The organism is Kitasatospora sp. NPDC087315, assembly GCF_044744345.1.
Lineage (GTDB): Bacteria > Actinomycetota > Actinomycetes > Streptomycetales > Streptomycetaceae > Kitasatospora.
On record NZ_JBIUYD010000021.1, the window covers coordinates 58621 to 78602 of the forward strand.

The following is a 19982-nucleotide window of genomic DNA, read 5'->3' on the forward strand; positions in this document are numbered from 1 at the left end:
GAGGACACCCATGCGCCGTGCCGAGATGCGCCGCCAGCTCCTGGCGGCGGCTACCCTGTACAACACCCCGCCCGAGCCGACCCCGCCCGCCCCGTCCGGCGGCGGTGGTACCCCGGTACCGACCCCGGCCGAACTCGCCGCCCGCACCGGCCAGCAGAGCACACCCCCGCCCACCCCGGGCCAGCCCGACCCGGGGAACACCGGTGAACCGGTCCTCACCTACACGCAGCGCCACCTCAGCCACCTCCTGGCCAAGGAGAAGAAACAGGGCGCCACCGCCACGTTGCGCACGCTCGCCGAGGCCGCCGGCCTCGACGCCGAGAACATCACCGACGAGCAGCTGAAGACGTTCATCACGGACGCCAAGACCGCGCGTGACGCCGCCCTGACGGAGGAGCAGCGCCGCGCCGCCGACCTGGAAGCCCGGGAGGCCGCGCTCGCCGCGAAGGAGGCCGCTGCCGCCACAGCGGCCGCGACCGCCCAGACGGTACTTCGCGAGGCCAAGCAGCAGGCGGCCCTCGCCCGGGCCGGTGTCGACCCGGGCGACCTCGACGTCGCACAGGCCTTCCTCAGCCGTACAGTCGCCGACGATGCCGACGATGCCGCGCTGCTCACCGCCGTCGAGGCGCTGAAGGCGAGCAAGCCGAAGCTCTTCACCAGCACCGTGGTGCCGGGTATGCCGCCGGCGCCCGGCGGTGCCCCGGCCGGAGGCCCGCCGAACCGCACTTCCGGGTCGGTGGTGAAGGCCGGAGACCGCGGGCGCGCCCGCGCACAGGCCATGGGTCTCGCCTGACCCCCTTGCACCATCCGCAGTACTAGGGACCACGCCCTTCCCTCCCCGTGGACGGCACCACCAGGTGCCCACCGCCCCCAGCAGACACCTGCCCCCAGGGAGGGATCCGGCGTGTCCATCCAGCCGATCACCACCACCACGACCCACACTGCGAACCGGCGCTGGCTCGCCGGCGTCCATGGCACCGAACTCAACCAGCCCGCGACCCTCGACCTCACCCGGTTCACCGAGGGTCTGCACTGGGTGCGCGGCTCCGGCGTCTCCCAGCCGTACTGCACCATCAAGAGCGGCATCCCGCTCGGCCGCCTCAACGAGTCCGGCCTCTACGCGCCGTACAGCCCGCCGACGTCCGAGACGCAGACCGTCACCATCACCGGCGGACCGACCGGCGGAACGTACACCCTCACCTACAACGCCCAGACCACTGCGGCGATCGCCTACAACGCGACCCCGGCACAGGTGCAGGCCGCGCTGGAGGCGCTGAACAACATCGCCGTCGGCGACGTGAAGGTCACCGGCGCCGCGGGCGGCCCGTACACCGTCGCGTTCGTCGGCCACTTCCTCGGCGTCAACGTCCCGCAGATGACCGCCAACGCGGGCGGCCTGACCGGCGGCACCACCCCGGCCGTGAACGTCACCACCCCCACCGGCGGCGGAACCGCGACCGCTTCGGACGGCACCGAGGTCCTGGCCGGGTTCCTGGAAGCCGACGTCCCGTTCAACCCCGGGGCGTCCAAGGCCGTCGTGGCGCTGCGCGTTCACGGCCAGGTCGACGTGTCGAAGCTGCCCGTCCCCGGGTTCATCCCGCCCGCGCCCGGTTCCACCACGGCGCTCATCCACTACATCGGCATCTGAGGAGGCTGACCCATGGCTATCGAGATGCTCGCGAACCTCCTCAAGGGGATCGACGCAACCGAGATCCACGCATTCGTGCGGGCAATCAAGTCACCGGCGGACTACGAGCTCACCAACACGGTGATGCCCGTCCGCACGCTCAACAGCGTGAAGTGGCGCACGAAGCAGACGAAGCGCCGCATCGCCGCGGCCAAGTACCGCACGTGGGACTCGACGACCCCGATCGGGTCGCGCGAGCTCACCAAGACCGTGACCGAGGGCATGTTGCCCCCGCTCGGCCAGAAGTTCATCATCGGTGAGCTGGAGCAGATCCTCCTCGACACCTCCCGGGGCATGGACGACGGAGACATCATCGAGCGGCTGTACGACGACATCGCCGCGCACGTCACCTCGATCCGCTCCCGCCTGGAGCTGGCCGTCGGCGATCTGCTCACCGACGGCAAGTTCACGCTCGCGGGCGAGAACGGCATGTACACCGAGTACGACGCCCAGGTCCCGGCCGCGAACATGCCCACCGCCGCCGTGCCGTGGACCGATCCGACCGCGGACATGATCGGCGACGAGAGGAAGTGGATCGAGTACCTGCGTTCGATCGGCGCGCCGCTGCCGGCCCGGGTACTGACCTCGTACAAGGCCCGCGCCCTCATGCAGGACAACCAGTCGTACCGGGCCGCGTACTACGGTGCCGCGCCTGGGGCGACCCTGCCCACAGCGGTCCTTGCCCAGACTGAGGTCGACGTCGTGCGGGCCCGTTACGGTCTGCCGCCGATCACCATCTACGACGTGCCGATCCCGCTGGACAACGGCACCGACGTGCGCGCGCTCCCCGAGAACCTGTACATCCTGCTGCCCCCGAACCCCACCCAGTGGGCCGAGACGCAGTACGGCGTGACCGCCGAGGCCCTGGTGCTGTCCAACGGATCCAACCCGTCGATCATCCGGGAGGAGGCCCCAGGCATCATCGTCACCCACGGCTACAGCGACGACCCGCCGCAGGTTTGGACCAAGGGCTCCGCCGCCGCGATGCCGGTGATGTACGTCCCGGACATCCACATCACCGCGAAGGTGTGGTGACCGTGGAGTTGGAGGCCAGCGTGTTCGTCACTGACCCCGACACCCACCAGACGGTCGTGCTGAAGGCTGGCTGCCGGCCGGAGCCGCGCCTGGCCCGGCTGGTCTCCAACCCGGCGGCGTGGGTCGGGGGGCAGCTGCCTGACTTCAGCCCCGATCCGGTGACTGTGCCGCAGACGGGTCCGGGTGAGGGGGGAGAACAGTGCCCGGCTCCGGAACCCGGCCCCGAGCCGGAACCCGGTCCCGAGCCGGAACCCGATCCGGAGACCAAGCCCGCCGCCCGGCGCGGCCGCAAGACCGCCGAGTAGCACTGATCCCCTCGGGGGCCCGGCCGGGCCGTCCTCCCCACCCCGGGCCCCCGAGAACCCTCACCCCAATCACGACGGGAGGTGACTCCGTGGACGCCGCCACCCGGGCCTGGCTCCTCGCCGAACTCGGCACCACCACCGACCAGGCCGACCTGGACGCACGCTACACCCGGCTGCGCTCCGCCCGCGCCGTCGCCCTCGAAGTACTGCGCGAACGACGCCAGACCCTCCTCGCGCAACCGCTCAAACTCGCACTCACCGGCGTCCTGTCGATCGACAACTCCGCCAACGTTGCTGCCATCGAGCGCCAGATCGCCGACCTCGCCGACCCGGCCGCCCCACCCGCACCGGACGACCCCCAGCCCGAATCACCAGACGCCGGCCCCGGCATCGTCCAACTCCACGCCAGGCCACGCCGATGACCGCCACCACCTGGCGCGACCAGGAACTCCACCGGCTCATCGACACCACCACCTGGCAACTCGCTGCCGCCTGGGACGCCCTGACCCGGGCGCAGCACGCCGTACTCGCCGCCGTTCGGGCCGCCGCCGGTACCCGGCGCCGTACGGCCGCCATCCGTGCCGCCCTGCGCGCGTTCACCGCGGCCGTTGCGGCGTTTGACACGGCCGTCGTCGGTATCGTCGAGCGCTGGGCGAGCACCGAACTGCCGATCGCCTACCGGCACGGTGCCGAGGCCGCGCTGCACACCGCTCCGTGGCCCGTTCACCTGCCCCGCCCCGGCTTCCACTGGACACCCGAGCACCAGCAGGCCATACACACGCTCACGGCCGCCGCCTACGAACGGCTGCTGCACCGCGTCAACGACACTGTCCGCCGCGCCCGCGCCTTCCACCGTGCCGTCGCCGAGACGGCCCGGCGCCGCGAAAGCACCAGCACCGAGGTCCTGGCCCGCGAACACCGCCTCGGTGTCGTGGTGTACGCGGACTCCACCCGCTACCCGGCGGCCGCCTGGGCCCGCAGCGCGCTTGCCGCGCAGGCCGTCACCGCCGCGAACACCGCCGCCGTCCGGGCCGCGGTCGGCGACCTCGAGGCCGAGTGGGTGCAGGTCGTCGACGGCCCCGGCTGCGGCTGGACCAGCCATCCGGACAGCGACCAAGCGGGCGGCACGCTGCGCACCGCCGCTGCGGCGGCCGCGTACCCGATCGCCCACCCCGGGTGCATCCGCTCCTTCATCCCCCGGCCCGACCTGACGGGCCGTACCGACATTGAGGACGGCCAGCAGGCCGACGAGGAGGACACAGCCGCATGGCGCTGACCACCATGGGGCTCGGCGTGCCCCTCTACCAGCACCCCGGCATCGATGCCGCGGCCTGGGACACCCTGGCCGTCAGCGGCCTGCCGCTGCGCTGGGTCGTTCTCAACCAGGCCAACGGGCCCGGGGCGACCGAGGACCCGGTGCTGTACGACGCCGGTCGCTCCGTCAGGTCCACGGGGACACCGGTGCTCGGTTACATCAACCACGGCTACGGCTCCGTGGTCGACTTCACCGTCTTTCAGCAGGCCGACCAGTGGGTGGCCCGGGGCATCACCGACGGCATCTTCCTCGACCAGGTGGCCACCGCGGCCGCGAACGTCCAAGCCGTGGCCACCACCATCCAGGGCCTGCGCAAGCGCGGCGCCAAAACCGTCGTACTCAACTGCGGCACCCTGCCCGACGAACGCTACTTCGCCATCGCCGACCAGGTCGTCACGTTCGAAGGCACCCTGCCCGACTACCGGCAGGCCATGGCCACTCTGCCCGCCTGGGTTCGAAAGTGGCGCCCCGAGAAGACCGTGCACCTGCTACACGGCATCACCACCTGGGCTGATGCCCGCGAAGCCGTCCTCCTCGCCCGGGCGAACGGCTGCCACACCATCCACATGCACACCACCCCCTACACCGGGCCGGCCTCCAACCCCTGGGACGGCATACCCACCACCTACTGGCAGGACCTAACCGACCTGATGGCCCGGTTCCCCGCCCGCCCTGCTCCCGGATGGCCGCGGTGACCGGCCTCGAGAACCTGCCCGCCACCGTGACCGCCTCCAGCCGGCTCCTCAACGGAGGCCCACCGGCCCGCCGCCCCTCCAACCCGGGAGACTCCGTGACCAGCCTTGACAACCCCGGCCAGCACCACGTCGTCATCACCGCCGAAGGCTTTGCGGGCAGCGTCCATCTGGATGGTAAAAACATCAGCAAGACGGTGCGCGGATACAGCCTTCAGCACATCGCCGGGCAGCCGGCGCAGGTCGTGCTGCACCTGAAGGAAAGCACCACAGCCGCGTTCGACGGCCTGGCCCGCGTCGCCATCGCCACCGAGAGCCCGGGCCCGGACATTGTGGGGTTCCTGACCGGGATCGACCCGGACGAACTCGCAGCCGCGGTCTTCAAGCGCACCGACCTGGACGGCGGCCGCAACGAACTGACCCGCGCGGCGCTGCGCCAGCTCCTCGACTGGGCGAAGGGCGCGAGCTGATGCCACTGCTCGACGTCTCCGGCCTCAGCGCTCTCGTCGAAGAGCTCGTCATGGGCGACACCGTCCGCGTGACCCGCCGTGGCGTGGGCCGGGTCCTGAACGAGGACACCGGCGAACTTGAGGACGCACCCGCCACGCTGGTCTACGAGGGGCCAGGCGCGGTCATCGGTACCGGTGCGCAGCCGATCGGCCGCGTCGTACCCTCCGATCTCCAGGACCACATCGACGACGCCAAGAACGCCTACAGGCTCCTCACCCCGGCACACACCCCCGTGCCGCGCCGCGACGACACCCTTGCCGTCATCGCTGTCCATTCGAAGGGTGACCCGTCGCTGCTCACCCGCAGCTGGCGAATCGCCGAAAGCGGACAAGGGCAGACGTTGATCGCCGTACGTCTGTCCTGGTGCGACGAGATTCAGCCCAAGGGCGCACCGTGAACACCTTCACCGATCCTGCTGCCCTGGCCGCTGCGTTCGACCAGGCCGCCGAACGTGTCGGGCCGGCCGTCACCAGGCTTGTCCGCCACCAGGCCACCCTGCTGCGCCAGCAGATCCGGGCGCACGCATCCGGCCGGCCCGGACCCAACGCCATCACCGGCCGCTACCGCGAGTCGTGGACCGTTGAAGTCGCCCCCGGCACCGGGGGTTTCGCCGAGGCGACGATCGGGACGGCAGAGCCGTACGGGCGGCGCCTGGAGTTCGGGTTCGTCGGGGTCGACTCGCTCGGCCGGCACTACAACCAGCCCCCGTTCCCGCACGTTGCCCCCGCGATGTCCGCGTTCGGCCAGCAGGTCGACGAACAGCTGCGTACCCTCGCCGGGCAGGTGATCACGTGAGCGTCGGCCATGTCTCCCCGATCGGCGACCTGATCGACCACAACACGGCAACCGGCGAGGCGGACTGCGTGTGCGGACCGGACACAGTGCCCGTCGAGGCCGACGGCGGCGGTGTCAACTGGCTGATCGTGCACCACTCCCTCGACGGCCGTGAGCAGCAGGAAGGCGGTGCCCGGTGATCGCCCGCCGCCCGGTCACCAAGGCCCTCGTCGTGCTGCTTGCTGATGCCACCGGCAAGCCGTGCGGAAACGGGAGCCTGCCGCGCACCAGCACCGGACCGGTACCACCTCCGTACACGGTGCTGCACCTGGTCGGTTGGGACGTGCAGGGTGCGCCGATGAGCGACCTGTCTGAGGACGCCAGCGCCCTTTACCAGGCCGTGTGCGTCGGCGAGACCACGGATCAGGTCGAGTGGCTGGCCGACCGGGTGCTTGCGGCCGTGCTGGAACGCGACCCGGTGACCGGCCGGTGGCGGTACCCGCTCGTTCTCCCGGCGGGTGTGGTGTGCCGGGGCCGGTTGCTGGACGTTGACACGGGGACAGACCCGGTCCCCGGCGACGGTATCGTTAACGACATGATCAGGTTCCGGCTCGATCTCACGAGCAGGACCACGCAGCTCTGACGCTGTGCAGGACCCGCACCGCGGCGGCCCGAAGCGCGGACGCTACCCCCTTTGCGGGTGGCCACCCCTCACCGTCCACACGGGGCCGGGCCGCACACACCGGGCTGACCCCACCAGGTATCTGGGGTCCACCATGCCGACTACCATCCCCGCCCCGACGCCGGTTGAGAAGTACACCAGGCGCGGCACCTCCATCTTCCTGTTCCTGTCGACCATCGCCGCCGCCTCCATGATCCCCACCCGGACGGAGCTGGCAGCCGGCACGAACATCTCCGCCGCCATTGCCGAGGTCGACGGCTGGACGTTCGAGAGCCAGGCGATCGAGACCAAGGACATGTCGGACACGTTCGACTCGTCCATCCCCGGCTCGGACAAGGCCGCCGACTCCTCGTTCACTTTCTGGGAGGACAGCCTCACCTCCACGCTGGAGGAGCTCTTGAAGAAGGGGACCAGTGGTTACGTTGTGATCCTCAGAAAGGGTGACGTACCTACGAACAAGTCCATGGACATCTTCCCGGTGCGGGTTGGCTCGCAGTCGTCGAGTTTCACGGTCGACAACGAGGCCGCCAAGTTCAAGGTCTCCTTCTTCGTCACCCGGCGCCCGGTGCAGTCCGCTGCGGTCCCCGCCGCGTCCTGACGGCCCTTTCGCTCCCGGCTGAGCGCTCTCGCACGTACGAGGGGACGCGCGAAAGCGCCCGGCCGGGCCCCTCTTCCCCTCACCCCGAAGCCACGAAGGACAGCCACCATGCCCAAGACCACCACCGCCGTTCCCGAGCCGCCGGCCGACGCTGTCGCGGCCGACGCGCACTGGACCGCCACGCTGGAGCGGCTGCGCAACCGCAAGCTCGCCACCACTCCCCTGCGGCTGTGGGACGACATCGGGCTGAAGCAGGCGTTCAACGGGATCCAGGAACGGGCCGCGAAGGCCGCGCTGATGGCCGCCGCGAACCCCGACAGTGAGTCCCACCGGATCGTCGCCGACACGGCGGCCGCCGAACTGGCCAACGCCACCGTCGGCGCCGACAAGGTCAGCACGGTGCTGACCTTCCGGGCGCTCCCCGGCGAGACCTTCACCGATCTTGTGAAGGCCCACCCCCCGACCCCGGAGCAGGCCGACCAGGCCCCCAACTCCGAGTGGAACGCAGAAACGTTCCCCCCGGCGCTGATCGCCGCCGCCAACGTCGACGGCATCACCGAGGACCAGGCCATCGAGTTCCTGGCCACCTGGGGACACGCCGACCGCCTGGCCCTGTTCGACGCCGCGCTCACCCCGCAGACCGAGAGGCGCGCTGACCTGGGAAAAGGCTGAGGACTGACCCCCGGTTCCGTACGGAACTGGAGCTGTGCGACCGGTGGGGCATCCCGCACTCGCAGTTCCTCGGCGGCGAACCGGGCCGTTGGACCCCGGGGGACCGGGAGAAGGCCGTGGCCTACGCCGACTTCGCGCGCCTGACCTGCCCGCAGTGCGGCACCCGGGACGAGGAGTGGCAGCCCGAGGCCGGTGGCGACCGTCACGCCTACGAGGTGTCCACGACCCGCTGCTCCGGCTGCCAGGCGATCGAGCGCAAGCGCGAGGAACTGCCGGAAGGTCTGTCCCCGGCCGGGTTGAAGCTCGGTCTCGTCCCGGCTGAGGAGTACGCCCGCTTTATCGAGCAGCGCGAGCAACAGCAGGCCGCACGGCACCGCTGACGACGTACCCGGGCCGGGTGCCCGGGGAGGATTGGGAGGTGCCTGGTGGGCGCGGAGTGGAATCTGCTCCTGCGGCTGCGCGGTGACGGCCGTGAACTGGCCATCACCCTGCGGCAGGCAGGACAGTCCGCCCGCGAACTCGGCCGTGAGACCGAGACCTCGCAGCGCGGTGTGCGCTCGCTGGGAGACGAATCCCAGCGGACGTCCCGCCGCGTCCGCGACCTGGGCACCGATGCCCAGTACTCCGGCCGTCAGCAACGCCTCACCGGTGACTACGCCCGCCAGGCCGGCCGCGACCTGCGAACCCTCGGGACTGATGCTCAGCGAGCCGGAACCCAGCAGCGTGAAGCCGGCCAGGCCGCCGATGCGGCCGCCACCCACCTGCGGGAGACTGCGTCTGCCGGTGATCTCGCGGCCCGCTCCCAGCGCGGCGTGGCCACCAGCTCCCAGGCCGCCCAGACCGAACTGCGCGCCCTCGTCGGGGCGTTGCGCGCCACCACCCGCGAGGTTCGTGATCTTGGGGCTGCCTCCGATACCTCGGTGGGCGGGATCCGGCGCATCGGCGACGCCGGGGAGGAGCACCTGGGCCGCGTCGGCACGATGGCCCAGACAGTTAAACAGCATCTCGTGTCGATGGGCGCCATGCTGGCCGGCGGCTCCTTGATCCTTGGGCTCCACAGCATGGTCGAGGCTGGTAACGAGTACCAGTCCGGGCTGAACACCTTCGGTGCGGTCACCGGCGCCACCAACCTGCAGATGCAGCGGGCCTCTGCCACCGCTCTCCAGCTGGGCAACGACCTCAAGCTGCCGCGCAGCACTGCTGCCGATGCCGCCGAGGCCATGGTTGAACTGGCCAAGGCTGGTTTCCGGACTGACCAGGCTATGGACGCCACGAGAGCGTCCCTCGTACTGTCAGCGGCCGCCGGGGTCAACGCCGCTGACAGCGCTAAATATTTGGGCGACATGATGGACCAGTTCGGCATGGGCGCTGACCAGGCGTCCAAGGCTGCTGACGTCCTCGCTGCAACCGCCAACCAGGCGAGCGGCGATATTATCGACATTTACTATGCGATGAAGTACGCCGGGCCGGTTGCTCACGGCCTCGGCGTTTCCATGGAGGAAGCCGCCGCTGGCGTCGGCATGCTCGGCAAAGCCGGCATCCTCGGCCAGACCGCAGGCACCACGTTGCGCGGCATGCTCGCCAACATGGCCAGCCCCACCAAGGCCATGTCCCAGGGGCTGAAGGAGCTGGGGATCCAGGCGTACGACGCCCAGGGCAACTTCAAGGGCCTGCGGTACGTCATCGAGCAGCTCGAGCAAGCTGAACACCGCATGTCCCAGCAGGACTTCACCGCGGCGGTGAAGAACGCGATGGGGAAGCCGGCCATGAGCGGGGCGATCGCCATGGCCCACCAGGGCGTTGCCTCCTTCGACGCCCTCAACATGGCCGTTCGCGAGGTTGGTGCCGCATCCCAGATCGCCGAGTCCCAGGGCAAGGGGCTCACCGGTGCCATGACCCAGCTCAAAACGCAGGTCAAGCAGACTGGCATCGAGTTGTACAACGAGATGTCGCCCGGCCTTGAGAAGGCCGCCCGCGGCCTGACCCGCCTCCTGTCCGACGGGACGCCAGCGCTTAAGGGCGTCATCGCCTACGGCCACGACCTCGCCACCCTCTACGGCCCCACGATGGCCGAAAAGTTCCGCTCGGGCGTCGGTGTGGCCAGCAGCTACGTTCGGTCGCTTGCCGAACCGCTCAAGGACACCGCGTGGGAGATCGCTGCCACCGGCCTGCGCGGGATCTACATCGCTGGTCGGACCTTGGCCGACGTTCTACGGAACCTTGCGCACGGTGCCGAACCCGTTGTGAAGGCCTTCGCGGGCTTCAACCGGGAGGGTGAACGAAGCGTTGGCGTGCTGGACATTGTCGCCACCGGTATGGACCTCGCTGGGCGCGCCATCGTGTTCGTATCCGGCGCCCTGGTGCCGATCGGCCGGATCCTCGGGAACGTCATCACCCTGTTTTCTGAGCTTCCTGGACCAGTACAGCTGGCCATCGCTGCAATGCTGCTGGCCCGCCGTGTCGGCCCGGTGATGGAAGGCGTCGCCAGCACCGTCAGCGGCCGCGTCACGGGGGCCTGGCGCGGTCTCAACGACCAGATGACGTATCAGCGGACGCTGGCCGAGGCCTCCGGCGTGAGTATGGGCCGCCTGGGTGCCGCGTTCGCCGCGCTGGAGAACCGCGTCCCGATCATCGGCGCCATGGCCAGCTCCTTCCGGAACGCCCAGGCCAACATCGGCGGGTTCACCGGTGGTGTGGCAGGCGCGGCAGCGGCCGTCGGTACCGGCCTCAAGGGTGCCATGACCGGCCTCATGGGCTTCATGGGCGGCCCATGGGGCATCGTAATGCTTGGCGTCACTCTCGGCCTTGGCCTGCTGGCCCAGCGCCAGCAGGCCGCCGCCCAGGCTGCCCAGGAACACCAGCAACGCATCAAGACGCTGACCTCCGCGCTCAAGGAGAGCGGAGGTGTCATCAACGACAACGTTCGCGCCCAGGCCGCTCAGGTCCTCGTGGATACCAAGGTCAAGGACAGCAAGGACAAGCTGGTCCAGACGCTGGAGAAGGCCAACGTCCCGATGCGGGAGCTGACCGATGCCTACCTGGGGCAGGGCACTTCTCTCGAAACCCTCCAGCAGCGCCTGAAGCAAACCGCCGACGCCAACCGGACGTGGGTGACCACCTCGGCCGGCGGGTCGTACGTTTACACCGATATCGGCCTCAACGCGAAGCGCGCGGCCGACGCCCTCGGCGGGGTGAAGGGCGAGCTCCAGGAGAGCATCGACAACGTCAAGCGGATGGCGGACGCACAGCGCGGCGCCGGCGACGGTACGACTGCTTTCGACAGGTTGAAGACGGCGGTAAAGGGGCTGTCGGACACCACTGGGGACGCCGACTCCCGCACCCGCAGTCTGAAGGAAGCGTTGGACCTGCTGAACGGCGGGACCGTCAGCATGCAGGCTGCCGAGGCGCGGCTGAACTCGGCGATCCTCTCCGGAAACGATGCGATCAAGGACGGCATCAACAGCGCCGACGGCTGGGGCAACGCCCTCGTCCAGGCCTCCGGGGCGATCAACACCACCACCCGCAACGGTCAGGCGCTCTACAACAACCTGAACGGCATCGTCGACGCCTCGGGGGCGGCCGCCGTCCAGGCCTACAACCTGTCGAAGGCCCACGGCGAAAGCATGGCAACGTCGATCCAGGCGGCCGCCGACCAGATGGCCAAGGGCCGTTCCGCCGCGGTCAACCTGGCGCAGTCGTACGGGCTGACGAAGGACCAGGCCGACCAGGTCGCCAACAGCATGGGCCTGATCCCCGGCCAGGTCGCAGTGCTGCTCAAGACGGAGGGCGTCGACTCGACGCTGGCCGACTTGCTTGCCGTACAGACGCAGGTCAAGGCGCAGCCCAAGGCAGTTGAGATCAAGGTCGAGGCGCTGTCCGCCGACGCGCAGACCATGCTGCGCTCCCTCGGGCTGACGGTGGAGACGATCCCCGGCACCCGCGAGGTCAAGATCACGGCGCTCACCGATACGGCGCGCGCCGGCCTGGACCAGCTGATCAAGACGCAGGCCCAGATCGCGGACAAGACCATCACCATGACTGCCGAGACCCGTTCCGCGATCCAGGGCCTGACCGAAGTCCAGCGGGAGATCCGTAACACCCAGGACAAGTCGGTCACCATCACCGCGCTGACCGCCGAGGCACAGAGGGCCCTCGCCGACATCGGGTTCAAGGTGCAGACCCTGCCCGGTGGCGAGGTCAAGGTCACCGTGCCGACCGGCACGGCGCAGAGCGGCATCGACAGGATCCAGGGCGCGCTCAACACCCTGCGGGACAAGACCGTCACGGTCACCGTCCAGGAGGTGTCCGCCCCTGGCACCCGTGGGCGCATGTCGTACGAGAACCGGGCGATCGAGGCCGATGGCGGGATCCGCTCGGCATTTGCCGACGGCGGGATCAGGGCCCGCGCGTTCGCCAACGGCGGCGAGCAGCACGTCGCGCAGATCGCCCGCGCCGGCGAATGGCGGGTGTGGGCGGAGGACGAGACCGGCGGCGAGGCTTACATCCCGCTCAGCCTGGCCAAGCGCGGCCGCTCGGAGCAGATCCTCGACGAAGTTGCCCGGCGGTTCGGCGGGCAGGTCGTCTACGGCCTAGGAAACGGCCGGGCCCGCCAGTTCGCCGACGGCGGCTTCAGCACCGGCCTGGCGGCCCGCTCGTACGCCACTGCCCGACCCGGCCTGCCGCAGATCCCCGCCCCGCTGGCGGCCAAGCTCGTGACCGCCCGTCCGAGTGCCACCACCGTCGTCGTGGTCCAGGACAAGGCGAACGGGCAGCCGCTGATCGGCCAGCAGACCGTCAACATCACCCGGCCCGGCGCCACCGAGCAGCAGATCACCTCCGGTATCGCCTACCAGGTACGCCGGGCCCAGCGTGAAGGGATCCGGCGCCGTTGACCACGCCCCTGATCGACCACCAGCATGACCTTGGCGGCGTCCTGATCGGCGCCGGTACGAACGTGCCGATCCGCACCATCATCGTCCTCGGGCTGCCCGACAAGCGGATCAACGATGTTGAGCCGTCCGGGGAGGACGGCCTGTGGCCGGGCGCCGAGCAGTACGGCGGCCGCCTGGTCCGGATTGACTGTGCGGTGAAGTGTCCCGGCGACCCGGCGGCCGCACTCGATATCCTTGCCGCGCTCCAGGAGCAGGCCGACCCCGACAGCGTCCGGCTCGTCGGCGGCGAGACCGCCCAACTGCGCCTGAAGTATCCGGGCCGGCCGGTCCGGGTACTGCGCGGGCGGCTGCGCAAGCTGGAGGAGGACCAGGAGCAGCTGGTCCACGGCTGGGTGCCGCTCGACATCGAGTTCATGGCCACCGACCCACTGTTCTATGCCGACCAGCCGGAGCAGACACAGATCCGGCTTGGCTCGATCAGCCAGGGTGGATTCGCCGCCCCGGTTGTGGCACCGGTCGTCACCGCTGCGGTGGCTTCCGGTCAGCCGCCGGGCACGCTGCTGAACCCCGGGACCTCGTCGACCTGGCCCGTCCTGCGGATCAACGGGCCCTGCGTCAACCCGGTCATCACGCACGTGGAGAGCGCGCGCAGCATCGGCCTGACCATTTCCCTGCTCGCCGGGCAGTGGGTGGAGATCGACACCCGGCCGGGCTGGCGCACCGTGCTGAACGACGGCGACGGCAACGTTGCGACGCTGCTGCGCTGGGGGGACCGGATCGACGAGTTCGTGATCCCGCCTGGCCGTTCCCAGCTGCAGTTCGCAGCGACCGACCCGACCAATACTGCGCTGCTGACTGCCACCTGGTGGCCGGCCTGGCGCACTCTCAAGAAGGAGGCAGCCTGATATGGCCCTGGTGAAGACACCGCTGATGATCAACGGGGCCACGCACCCCGCCCAGTCGTTCAGGTTGATGATCCGCGACCTCGCGCGCGGCAACGAGGGCGTCACCGCCGGCGGTGACCTCAAGGTCAGCTCGCTGACGGTGCCCGGTACGAAGGTGCGGATCGCGGACGGTTCCGGCATCGCCAAGGGCCGCACCAGTACCTGGCAGGGCCACTACACGTTTTACAACATCGGCTCGTTCGACGTTGACATCGCGCCGACCGGCTCTACCGCCCGCTCCGACATGGTCTGCGTGCGCGTCCTGGATCCCGAGTTCGAGGGCGGGCTCAACCCGGCCACCGATGCCACCGTGGAGTTCGCCGTGGCGTCGAACGTCGTCTCAAGCGCGACTCGGCCGCCCGCAGGCTGGACCGCGCTGCCCCTGGCTCGCATCGACATGCCCCCCGGCACGTCCGTGATCACCTCGGACATGGTCAAGGACCTGCGGTTCCTGGCCAACCCGCGCCGCGAGCGCCGAATGTACCCGCTCGTCGGTCAGCCCTACGACCCGATCGCCTACACCAACGACACCTGGAAGGACTGGCCGAGCTCCGGGCGCTGGCAGCTCGACATCCCCTCCTGGGCGGTGACCGCGATTCTGTCCACCACCATGTCCGGGCTGCGCCTGGTCGGCGGGAACTTCTTCGCCGACCTGCGTCACATGCTCAACACCACGGCCGGTGCGAACAGCCAGATCGACGATGACGGCGGCACCGGCTGGCGTCGCGCGAACCACATGATCGGCGACGTGATGGCGATTCCGGCCGACATCCGGGGTACCACCCAGACCCTCAAGATTCAGACCCAGGTTCACCCGGACCCTGGAACCATTGACACCAACGGTGCCACCCGTCTGTTCTTGGACATCGAGTGGGTCGAGGGCCTGCTGTGACCGCCCTTGGACGGCTGTGGCGGTACGTTCTGGCCGATGCCCTCACCGACGTAGTGCTGCACCCGGCGCTGCCTCTGCAGGACGTGGAGTTCGGCCCCCAGCTCGACGGTCCCGGATCGCTCAAAGCCACGTTGAAGCCCAGGTTCGTCAAGGCCAACCCCCAGTTGCTGTCGAAAGGGTCGACCGTCGTCTACCCGGTACGGGACAACCAGATCCGTGACGGCTACCTGTTGTGGCTGGTCGAGCCCGAGGGCGAGGTCTACACGGTGGAGGGAGCCGGCTGGCCCAGCTACCTGCGCCGCCGTCACGATCTGCACGGGGATCTGGGCAGCCGCGGTCCCTACATCCAGGCCGACCCGTGCAAGATCATCAGCGACGTGTGGGCATACGCCCAGGAGCAGCCGGACGGCAACCTGCGGGTCCAGCTCGATACCGCGGTGAGCCCGCTGCGGGTGGGCACCACCGAGCAGCCCATCACCTACCCGTGGTGGACGAACCCGGTGCTCGGCGAGATCGTCGACACCCTCACCGCCGCTGCCGACCACCCCGAGTACACCCACACCGCCGAAGCCGGGCCCGATGGCCGTCCGGTCCGCCGGGTACGTATGGGCTACCCCCGGCTCGGTACCCGGCGGAACGACATCTCGTTCGCCACCGGCGTCAACATCATCCAGTCGCCGGCCGTCACCTACGACTACGACCACTACGCCAACACCGTCATCGCCACCGGCGCCGGCGAGGGCCGCGATGCGGTACGCGCCGTCAACTCCGTCCGCGACGGCCGCCTGCGCCTGGAGAGCCTCCTCTCCCGGCCCGACATCACCGACAACACCCTGCTCGCCTCCCTCGCCTCCGCCGCCCGGATCGGCCGTCAGCAGCTCGGCACCGTCCACCAGATCACCGTGCGTCACCACCCGGCCGCCCCGGCCGGGTCCTGGCAGATCGGCGACGACGTCCGCACCACCGTGCACAACCGCTGGACCGACCTGGACACGTGGATGCGCATCACCGGCTGGACAACCCACCCCGACACCGACACCTACACCATCGACCTGGAACCGTCCGCGTCATTCACCTACGGGAGCACCAGTGGCTGAGAACATCGGCTGGCGCATGGCTGCGCTGGAACTACGACTCCAACGGCTGGAGTCCTCACCCCGCCTCCAGCACTCCAGCATCGAGAACGGCGCCGTGAACGTCTACGACGGCAGTGGGTCACTTCGCGCTGTCATCGGCCAGCAGGGCGACGGCACCACCGCAGTGAACGTCACCAACGGGCCCGTACCGCCCACACCCGCCAAGCCGGCCGTCACCCCGGCGCTGGCCGCGCTCACGGTCTCCTGGGACGGGACATGGCAGGGCGCGGTGGCCGCGCCGCTGGACTTCTCCCGGGTCGAAGTGCACGTCGGCACCAACGCGACGTTCGTCCCCAGTGCGGCTACTCTGGTCGGTACCATCGAGACCCCGCAGGGCGGCCCCGTGACCGTTCCCCTCGGGTACGCGCAGTGGTGGGTGCGCCTGCGCGCCCGGACGACCGCAGGCGTCGCCGGCCCGGTCACCACCGCCGTTTCCGGAACGCCGCGTAGAGCTGACGGTCCGGATCTTGAGGCCAACGCCATTAACGGGTTCACCCTCACCGGTGTCACCGTGACTGGTTCAACCGTCCAGACGGGGACCTCCGGTCGCCGGGTCACCCTCACCCCGAACGACCCGCTCACCGGCGATCCCAACCCGGCTGTGACGCTCTACTCCGGTGCGGCGGCAGAGAAGGCACCCGCACAGTTCACGGCGGCTGTGGCGCCAGTCGACGACTCGCCAGCCACCCCGGTCACCACGTTGTCGAGCCCGCGGATCGCCGACACCGGTGGCACGCACGTCTCCACCCTGTTGCTCGGCGGTGGCAAGCCGGGGTCGGCGTACTCCGGCGTCGCCCGTTTCATGCTGCGCGCCAGCGGGGCCACCGGCCTCAACGGCGAGGCGAGCATCGCAGGCAGTGCCGGTGACGGGGACACCGAGGGGATGGTGAGGCTGTTCGTCCGGGCCAAGGCCAACCCGGCCAAGCACGGCATGGTGTACATCGACCCCGCACTGTTCCAGGTCGACCTGGCCGACGGTTCCAGCCTCAGCTACGCCACCGGCAGCGGCCTCTACATCAACAGCCCCGTGAAGATCAGCGGCGGGGACCTCACCGTCGGCCCCAGCGCGAACATCGTCCTCGGCGCATTCTCCAAGATCACAAACGGTGAGACCTGGACCGACATCACGTTCAAGCCCACATTTGGCAACCTCGGGGACGGCACACCCGGAAGCTGGCGAAAAGTTCAGGTGAAGAAGCAGACCGACGGCACGGTGGCCCTGCGTGGAGTGGCCAGCGTGCCCGGCGGATTCACCAGCGGCGTGATCGGTACCCTGCCCAGCGGTTACGCCCCCGTCGTCGACGAGATCTTCCGGCCGGCGGCCGGCGGCGCAGCCGGGGTCATCGTGTTCATCCACCGGGACGGCCGGATCGAGGTCGTCTCCAGCAGCCCCATCAGTGACGGCTTCGTCTCCCTCTCCCGCTGCGTCTGGGACCTGGGCTGACGCAGAGACAGCGGGAGTGAGCACGACAGCGCACGACCGCTGCGGCTCTATCATTGATCATGTGCGGACGACCCTCCGTCCGCCGCCGCTCACGCGGTCCGCACCGCCCCCGAGGGACGTCCCAGCTCCGGCCGGGGCCACCACAGCCATCTGACCGGGCACGGGGGAGAGCGGACCAGCATGACCACCAGCCACGGCATCTCCGTGCGCCTCTACAACCAGCACCCGGCCCTTGGCCGGCACCAGGTCCTCGACGCCCGCTCCCTGCGCTGGCAGCATCACGAACCGGCACCAGCCGCCCTGCGCGCGGTGCACTGGGAACCCAAGGTGCCGGTCCTCGACCAGCAGAACCTGCTCCAGCAGGGCATCCGTACCAGCCTCCTGGTGGACGGCACCGACGACGTCGACGCGCTCGGCAGCTGCACCGCCAACGCCGCCGCCACCGCTCTGTCCGTGGTTCTCAGCGCCGGGCAGTGCGCCTCCTCCGGCCTTGACCTGGCGGACGCGGTCGCGGCGCAGGAGTGGACCATCCGGCTGTACTCGGAAGCGACCCGCCAGGACGAGTGGCTGTCCCAGCAGTGGCCGCACGACGACTGCGGTTCCTCCGGCCTCGGCGTCGCCCGCGCCACCTACCGGCGCGGCCTCATCAACTCCTACGTCCACGCCACCACCGCCACGGCCCTGGTGAGCCTGCTCCAGCACGGCCCGGTGCTGCTCGGCCTGCCCTGGTACAACGCCTGGTTCACCCCGCCGACCAACGGCAACATCGGCGAGCTGACCAGCTGGGAGGCCTCTGGTGTGGCTGGCGGCCACGAGGTGTGCGCCATTGGCGTTGAGCAGCTCGGCTTCGACCCGCACGGCCGGGTCGACCCGGAGCACACCGTCCTGCGCGTCCGCAACTCCTGGGGCGGGAGCTGGGGCCTCGACGGCGAGTTCCTGCTGCCGCTGAACATCTACGCCGCGCTGCGCCGCGAGATCGACGCGATCCAGCTCCGCCCGGCCGGCGCGCCCTGACCGCTCGCCGCCCCCGCCTTTCCTACCCCTCACCCCACCGAAGGGGGAACCCGTGACCGAGTTCCACGCCGCCGTCGTCCACCCCGACGGATCCACCACCTACTGCGGCATCGTCGACCAGGCCCACGTCGACCAGGTCCGCGCGATCGCCGCGCTCGACAGCTCCCCGCGGTTCCTGCGCGAGCACCCGCGCCAGCCCGGCGCGCTGTACGTGCTGCGCGAGGACGGCGACCTTGACCACTACGTGCCGACCGACGCCGACCCGTACGAGGTCCGCGCCCCCGACCCTGGCCCGGCCGCCGTCGGCCGACGGCCGCGCAAGCTGTCCGGCCCGGCTTACATCGACGGTGTCGAGCGCCTCGGCGGGCAGGTGATCGGCGGGGCGATGGATCACCCCGAGTCCGGGCCCCGGGTCACCTGGCACACCACCGAATGCCCTTCCGGCGCCCGGTACTTCGACTCTATGGGCTCCTACCTGAGGTCGGCCGGGGTTGAGCCCCAGGTGCTGTACGACCCGACCAGCGACCGGCTCGGCCAGTTCGGGCCGCTCACCCAGTCCGGCCGGGCGCTGGCCAACGACGGCACGCGGCGCACCAACCGCGAGGGCTCGGTGAACATCCAGGTGGAGGTCGTCGCCCGGGCCGGCTCCCCGTGGACCGACGGCTTCGACCCGGCCGCGAAGCCGAACTTCCAGCTGCTCCTCGCGGCCGCCCGGGCGCACGGCGTGCCGGACACCTGGCCGGCCGGGCCGCCTGCCAGTTCGCCGTCCGCACCGATGTCCCGGCGCCGTGACATCTGGCAGTCGAAGGGCGGCCACTACGGGCACTGCCACGTCCCGGGCAACGACCACTGGGATCCGGGCAACCTCGACACGGGCAAGGTGCCCGGCGGCAGCACGCCCTCCCGGCCGCAGCCGGTTCCGGATCCGAACGCCTTCCCCGGTGCCGACCAGTTCGGCCCCGGCGCGAACAACGCGTGTGTCGCCCGCCTCGGCGAGCTGCTGGTGGCCCGGGGCGGTGGCCGCTTCTACAACGAGGGCCCCGGGCCGCGCTGGGGCGATGCCGACCGCAACGCCTGCCGTGCCTTCCAGGAGGCCCAGGGCTGGACGGGCGGCGACGCCGACGGCATCCCCGGCCCGACGACATGGGAACTGCTGGTCACCGGCCAGGGCAACAGCATTCCCGCCGAGCCCGCTCCGCAGCCTGCCCCGGACCCGAACGCCTTCCCCGGTGCCGACCAGTTCGGCCCCGGCGCGAACAACTGGCACGTCACCAGGCTGGGGCAGATGCTCGTCTCCCGGGGCGGTGGCCGCTTCTACAACGAGGGCCCCGGGCCGCGCTGGGGCGATGCCGACCGCAACGCCTGCCGTGCCTTCCAGGAGGCCCAGGGC

General features: G+C 70.1%; 22 protein-coding genes. All 22 read left to right on the top strand.

What is annotated here, in order from left to right; genetic code table 11:
- Nucleotides 1-10 precede the first annotated feature (10 nt).
- Nucleotides 11-793 carry a hypothetical protein gene (locus tag ACIO5D_RS27330; RefSeq protein WP_400798532.1) on the top strand — a complete coding sequence of 261 codons (783 nt, stop codon included), beginning with the start codon at nt 11-13 and terminating at the stop codon, nt 791-793.
- A 111-nt stretch (nt 794-904) separates the two neighbouring features.
- The gene (locus ACIO5D_RS27335) at nt 905-1648 is read left to right on the top strand and encodes a hypothetical protein (RefSeq protein ID WP_400798534.1); all 744 of its coding nucleotides are present in this window, start codon (nt 905-907) and stop codon (nt 1646-1648) included.
- Nucleotides 1649-1660: 12 nt separating this feature from the next.
- Entirely contained in the window at nt 1661-2722 is a 1062-nt protein-coding gene (locus ACIO5D_RS27340; protein ID WP_400798536.1) for a major capsid protein, read from the top strand.
- Complete coding sequence (locus ACIO5D_RS27345) at nt 2716-3027, top strand: hypothetical protein (RefSeq protein ID WP_400798539.1); 312 nt, start codon at nt 2716-2718, stop codon at nt 3025-3027. Before ACIO5D_RS27340 ends, ACIO5D_RS27345 begins: the two co-directional genes overlap by 7 nt.
- An 89-nt stretch (nt 3028-3116) precedes the next feature.
- On the top strand, nt 3117-3449 hold the full coding sequence (locus tag ACIO5D_RS27350) for a hypothetical protein (RefSeq protein ID WP_400798541.1): 333 nt from the start codon (nt 3117-3119) through the stop codon (nt 3447-3449).
- Nucleotides 3446-4303 (top strand): hypothetical protein, encoded by an 858-nt coding sequence (locus tag ACIO5D_RS27355; RefSeq protein ID WP_400798543.1) that lies wholly within the window; start codon nt 3446-3448, stop codon nt 4301-4303. Before ACIO5D_RS27350 ends, ACIO5D_RS27355 begins: the two co-directional genes overlap by 4 nt.
- On the top strand, nt 4294-5037 hold the full coding sequence (locus ACIO5D_RS27360; protein ID WP_400798546.1) for a spherulation-specific family 4 protein: 744 nt from the start codon (nt 4294-4296) through the stop codon (nt 5035-5037). Before ACIO5D_RS27355 ends, ACIO5D_RS27360 begins: the two co-directional genes overlap by 10 nt.
- Nucleotides 5038-5132: 95 nt before the next feature.
- Nucleotides 5133-5504: a hypothetical protein gene (locus tag ACIO5D_RS27365; protein WP_400798548.1), complete on the top strand. Its 372-nt coding sequence runs from the start codon at nt 5133-5135 to the stop codon at nt 5502-5504.
- Complete coding sequence (locus tag ACIO5D_RS27370; protein ID WP_400798551.1) at nt 5504-5941, top strand: DUF6093 family protein; 438 nt, start codon at nt 5504-5506, stop codon at nt 5939-5941. The genes ACIO5D_RS27365 and ACIO5D_RS27370 overlap by 1 nt, the downstream gene beginning before the upstream one ends.
- The gene (locus ACIO5D_RS27375) at nt 5938-6339 is read left to right on the top strand and encodes an HK97 gp10 family phage protein (protein ID WP_400798553.1); all 402 of its coding nucleotides are present in this window, start codon (nt 5938-5940) and stop codon (nt 6337-6339) included. Before ACIO5D_RS27370 ends, ACIO5D_RS27375 begins: the two co-directional genes overlap by 4 nt.
- Nucleotides 6336-6518 (top strand): hypothetical protein, encoded by a 183-nt coding sequence (locus tag ACIO5D_RS27380; RefSeq protein WP_400798556.1) that lies wholly within the window; start codon nt 6336-6338, stop codon nt 6516-6518. The genes ACIO5D_RS27375 and ACIO5D_RS27380 overlap by 4 nt, the downstream gene beginning before the upstream one ends.
- Nucleotides 6515-6961, top strand: a complete 447-nt coding sequence (locus ACIO5D_RS27385; RefSeq protein WP_400798558.1) for a hypothetical protein — start codon at nt 6515-6517, stop codon at nt 6959-6961. The genes ACIO5D_RS27380 and ACIO5D_RS27385 overlap by 4 nt, the downstream gene beginning before the upstream one ends.
- Before the next feature lie 133 nt (nt 6962-7094).
- On the top strand, nt 7095-7598 hold the full coding sequence (locus ACIO5D_RS27390; protein WP_400798560.1) for a hypothetical protein: 504 nt from the start codon (nt 7095-7097) through the stop codon (nt 7596-7598).
- Between the two features lie 108 nt (nt 7599-7706).
- Nucleotides 7707-8270 carry a hypothetical protein gene (locus tag ACIO5D_RS27395; RefSeq protein ID WP_400798563.1) on the top strand — a complete coding sequence of 188 codons (564 nt, stop codon included), beginning with the start codon at nt 7707-7709 and terminating at the stop codon, nt 8268-8270.
- Nucleotides 8271-8386: 116 nt separating this feature from the next.
- Nucleotides 8387-8650 carry a hypothetical protein gene (locus ACIO5D_RS27400; RefSeq protein WP_400798566.1) on the top strand — a complete coding sequence of 88 codons (264 nt, stop codon included), beginning with the start codon at nt 8387-8389 and terminating at the stop codon, nt 8648-8650.
- A gap of 45 nt (nt 8651-8695) precedes the next feature.
- Nucleotides 8696-13162, top strand: coding sequence for a phage tail tape measure protein (locus tag ACIO5D_RS27405; RefSeq protein WP_400798569.1), 4467 nt, complete (start codon nt 8696-8698; stop codon nt 13160-13162).
- On the top strand, nt 13159-14067 hold the full coding sequence (locus tag ACIO5D_RS27410; RefSeq protein WP_400798572.1) for a hypothetical protein: 909 nt from the start codon (nt 13159-13161) through the stop codon (nt 14065-14067). The genes ACIO5D_RS27405 and ACIO5D_RS27410 overlap by 4 nt, the downstream gene beginning before the upstream one ends.
- A gap of 1 nt (nt 14068) precedes the next feature.
- Nucleotides 14069-14998 (top strand): hypothetical protein, encoded by a 930-nt coding sequence (locus tag ACIO5D_RS27415; protein WP_400798574.1) that lies wholly within the window; start codon nt 14069-14071, stop codon nt 14996-14998.
- A complete protein-coding gene (locus ACIO5D_RS27420) occupies nt 14995-16095 on the top strand; it encodes a hypothetical protein (RefSeq protein ID WP_400798577.1) in 1101 nt (366 codons plus the stop codon). The genes ACIO5D_RS27415 and ACIO5D_RS27420 overlap by 4 nt, the downstream gene beginning before the upstream one ends.
- Nucleotides 16088-17578 (top strand): hypothetical protein, encoded by a 1491-nt coding sequence (locus ACIO5D_RS27425; RefSeq protein ID WP_400798580.1) that lies wholly within the window; start codon nt 16088-16090, stop codon nt 17576-17578. The genes ACIO5D_RS27420 and ACIO5D_RS27425 overlap by 8 nt, the downstream gene beginning before the upstream one ends.
- 180 nt (nt 17579-17758) lie before the next feature.
- Nucleotides 17759-18592 carry a hypothetical protein gene (locus ACIO5D_RS27430; protein ID WP_400798583.1) on the top strand — a complete coding sequence of 278 codons (834 nt, stop codon included), beginning with the start codon at nt 17759-17761 and terminating at the stop codon, nt 18590-18592.
- 52 nt (nt 18593-18644) lie between these two features.
- A partial coding sequence (locus ACIO5D_RS27435; RefSeq protein ID WP_400798586.1) for a peptidoglycan-binding protein occupies nt 18645-19982 on the top strand: 1338 nt, incomplete at its 3' end.

Excerpts from the sequence above, each read along its gene's own strand:
- ACIO5D_RS27355 (WP_400798543.1), top strand. The coding sequence starts at position 3,446 with ATGACCGCCACCACCTGGCGCGACCAGGAACTCCACCGGCTCATCGAC.
- ACIO5D_RS27330 (WP_400798532.1), top strand. The coding sequence starts at position 11 with ATGCGCCGTGCCGAGATGCGCCGCCAGCTCCTGGCGGCGGCTACCCTG.
- ACIO5D_RS27415 (WP_400798574.1), top strand. The coding sequence starts at position 14,069 with ATGGCCCTGGTGAAGACACCGCTGATGATCAACGGGGCCACGCACCCC.
- ACIO5D_RS27390 (WP_400798560.1), top strand. The coding sequence starts at position 7,095 with ATGCCGACTACCATCCCCGCCCCGACGCCGGTTGAGAAGTACACCAGG.
- ACIO5D_RS27395 (WP_400798563.1), top strand. The coding sequence starts at position 7,707 with ATGCCCAAGACCACCACCGCCGTTCCCGAGCCGCCGGCCGACGCTGTC.
- ACIO5D_RS27430 (WP_400798583.1), top strand. The coding sequence starts at position 17,759 with ATGACCACCAGCCACGGCATCTCCGTGCGCCTCTACAACCAGCACCCG.
- ACIO5D_RS27340 (WP_400798536.1), top strand. The coding sequence starts at position 1,661 with ATGGCTATCGAGATGCTCGCGAACCTCCTCAAGGGGATCGACGCAACC.
- ACIO5D_RS27370 (WP_400798551.1), top strand. The coding sequence starts at position 5,504 with ATGCCACTGCTCGACGTCTCCGGCCTCAGCGCTCTCGTCGAAGAGCTC.
- ACIO5D_RS27360 (WP_400798546.1), top strand. The coding sequence starts at position 4,294 with ATGGCGCTGACCACCATGGGGCTCGGCGTGCCCCTCTACCAGCACCCC.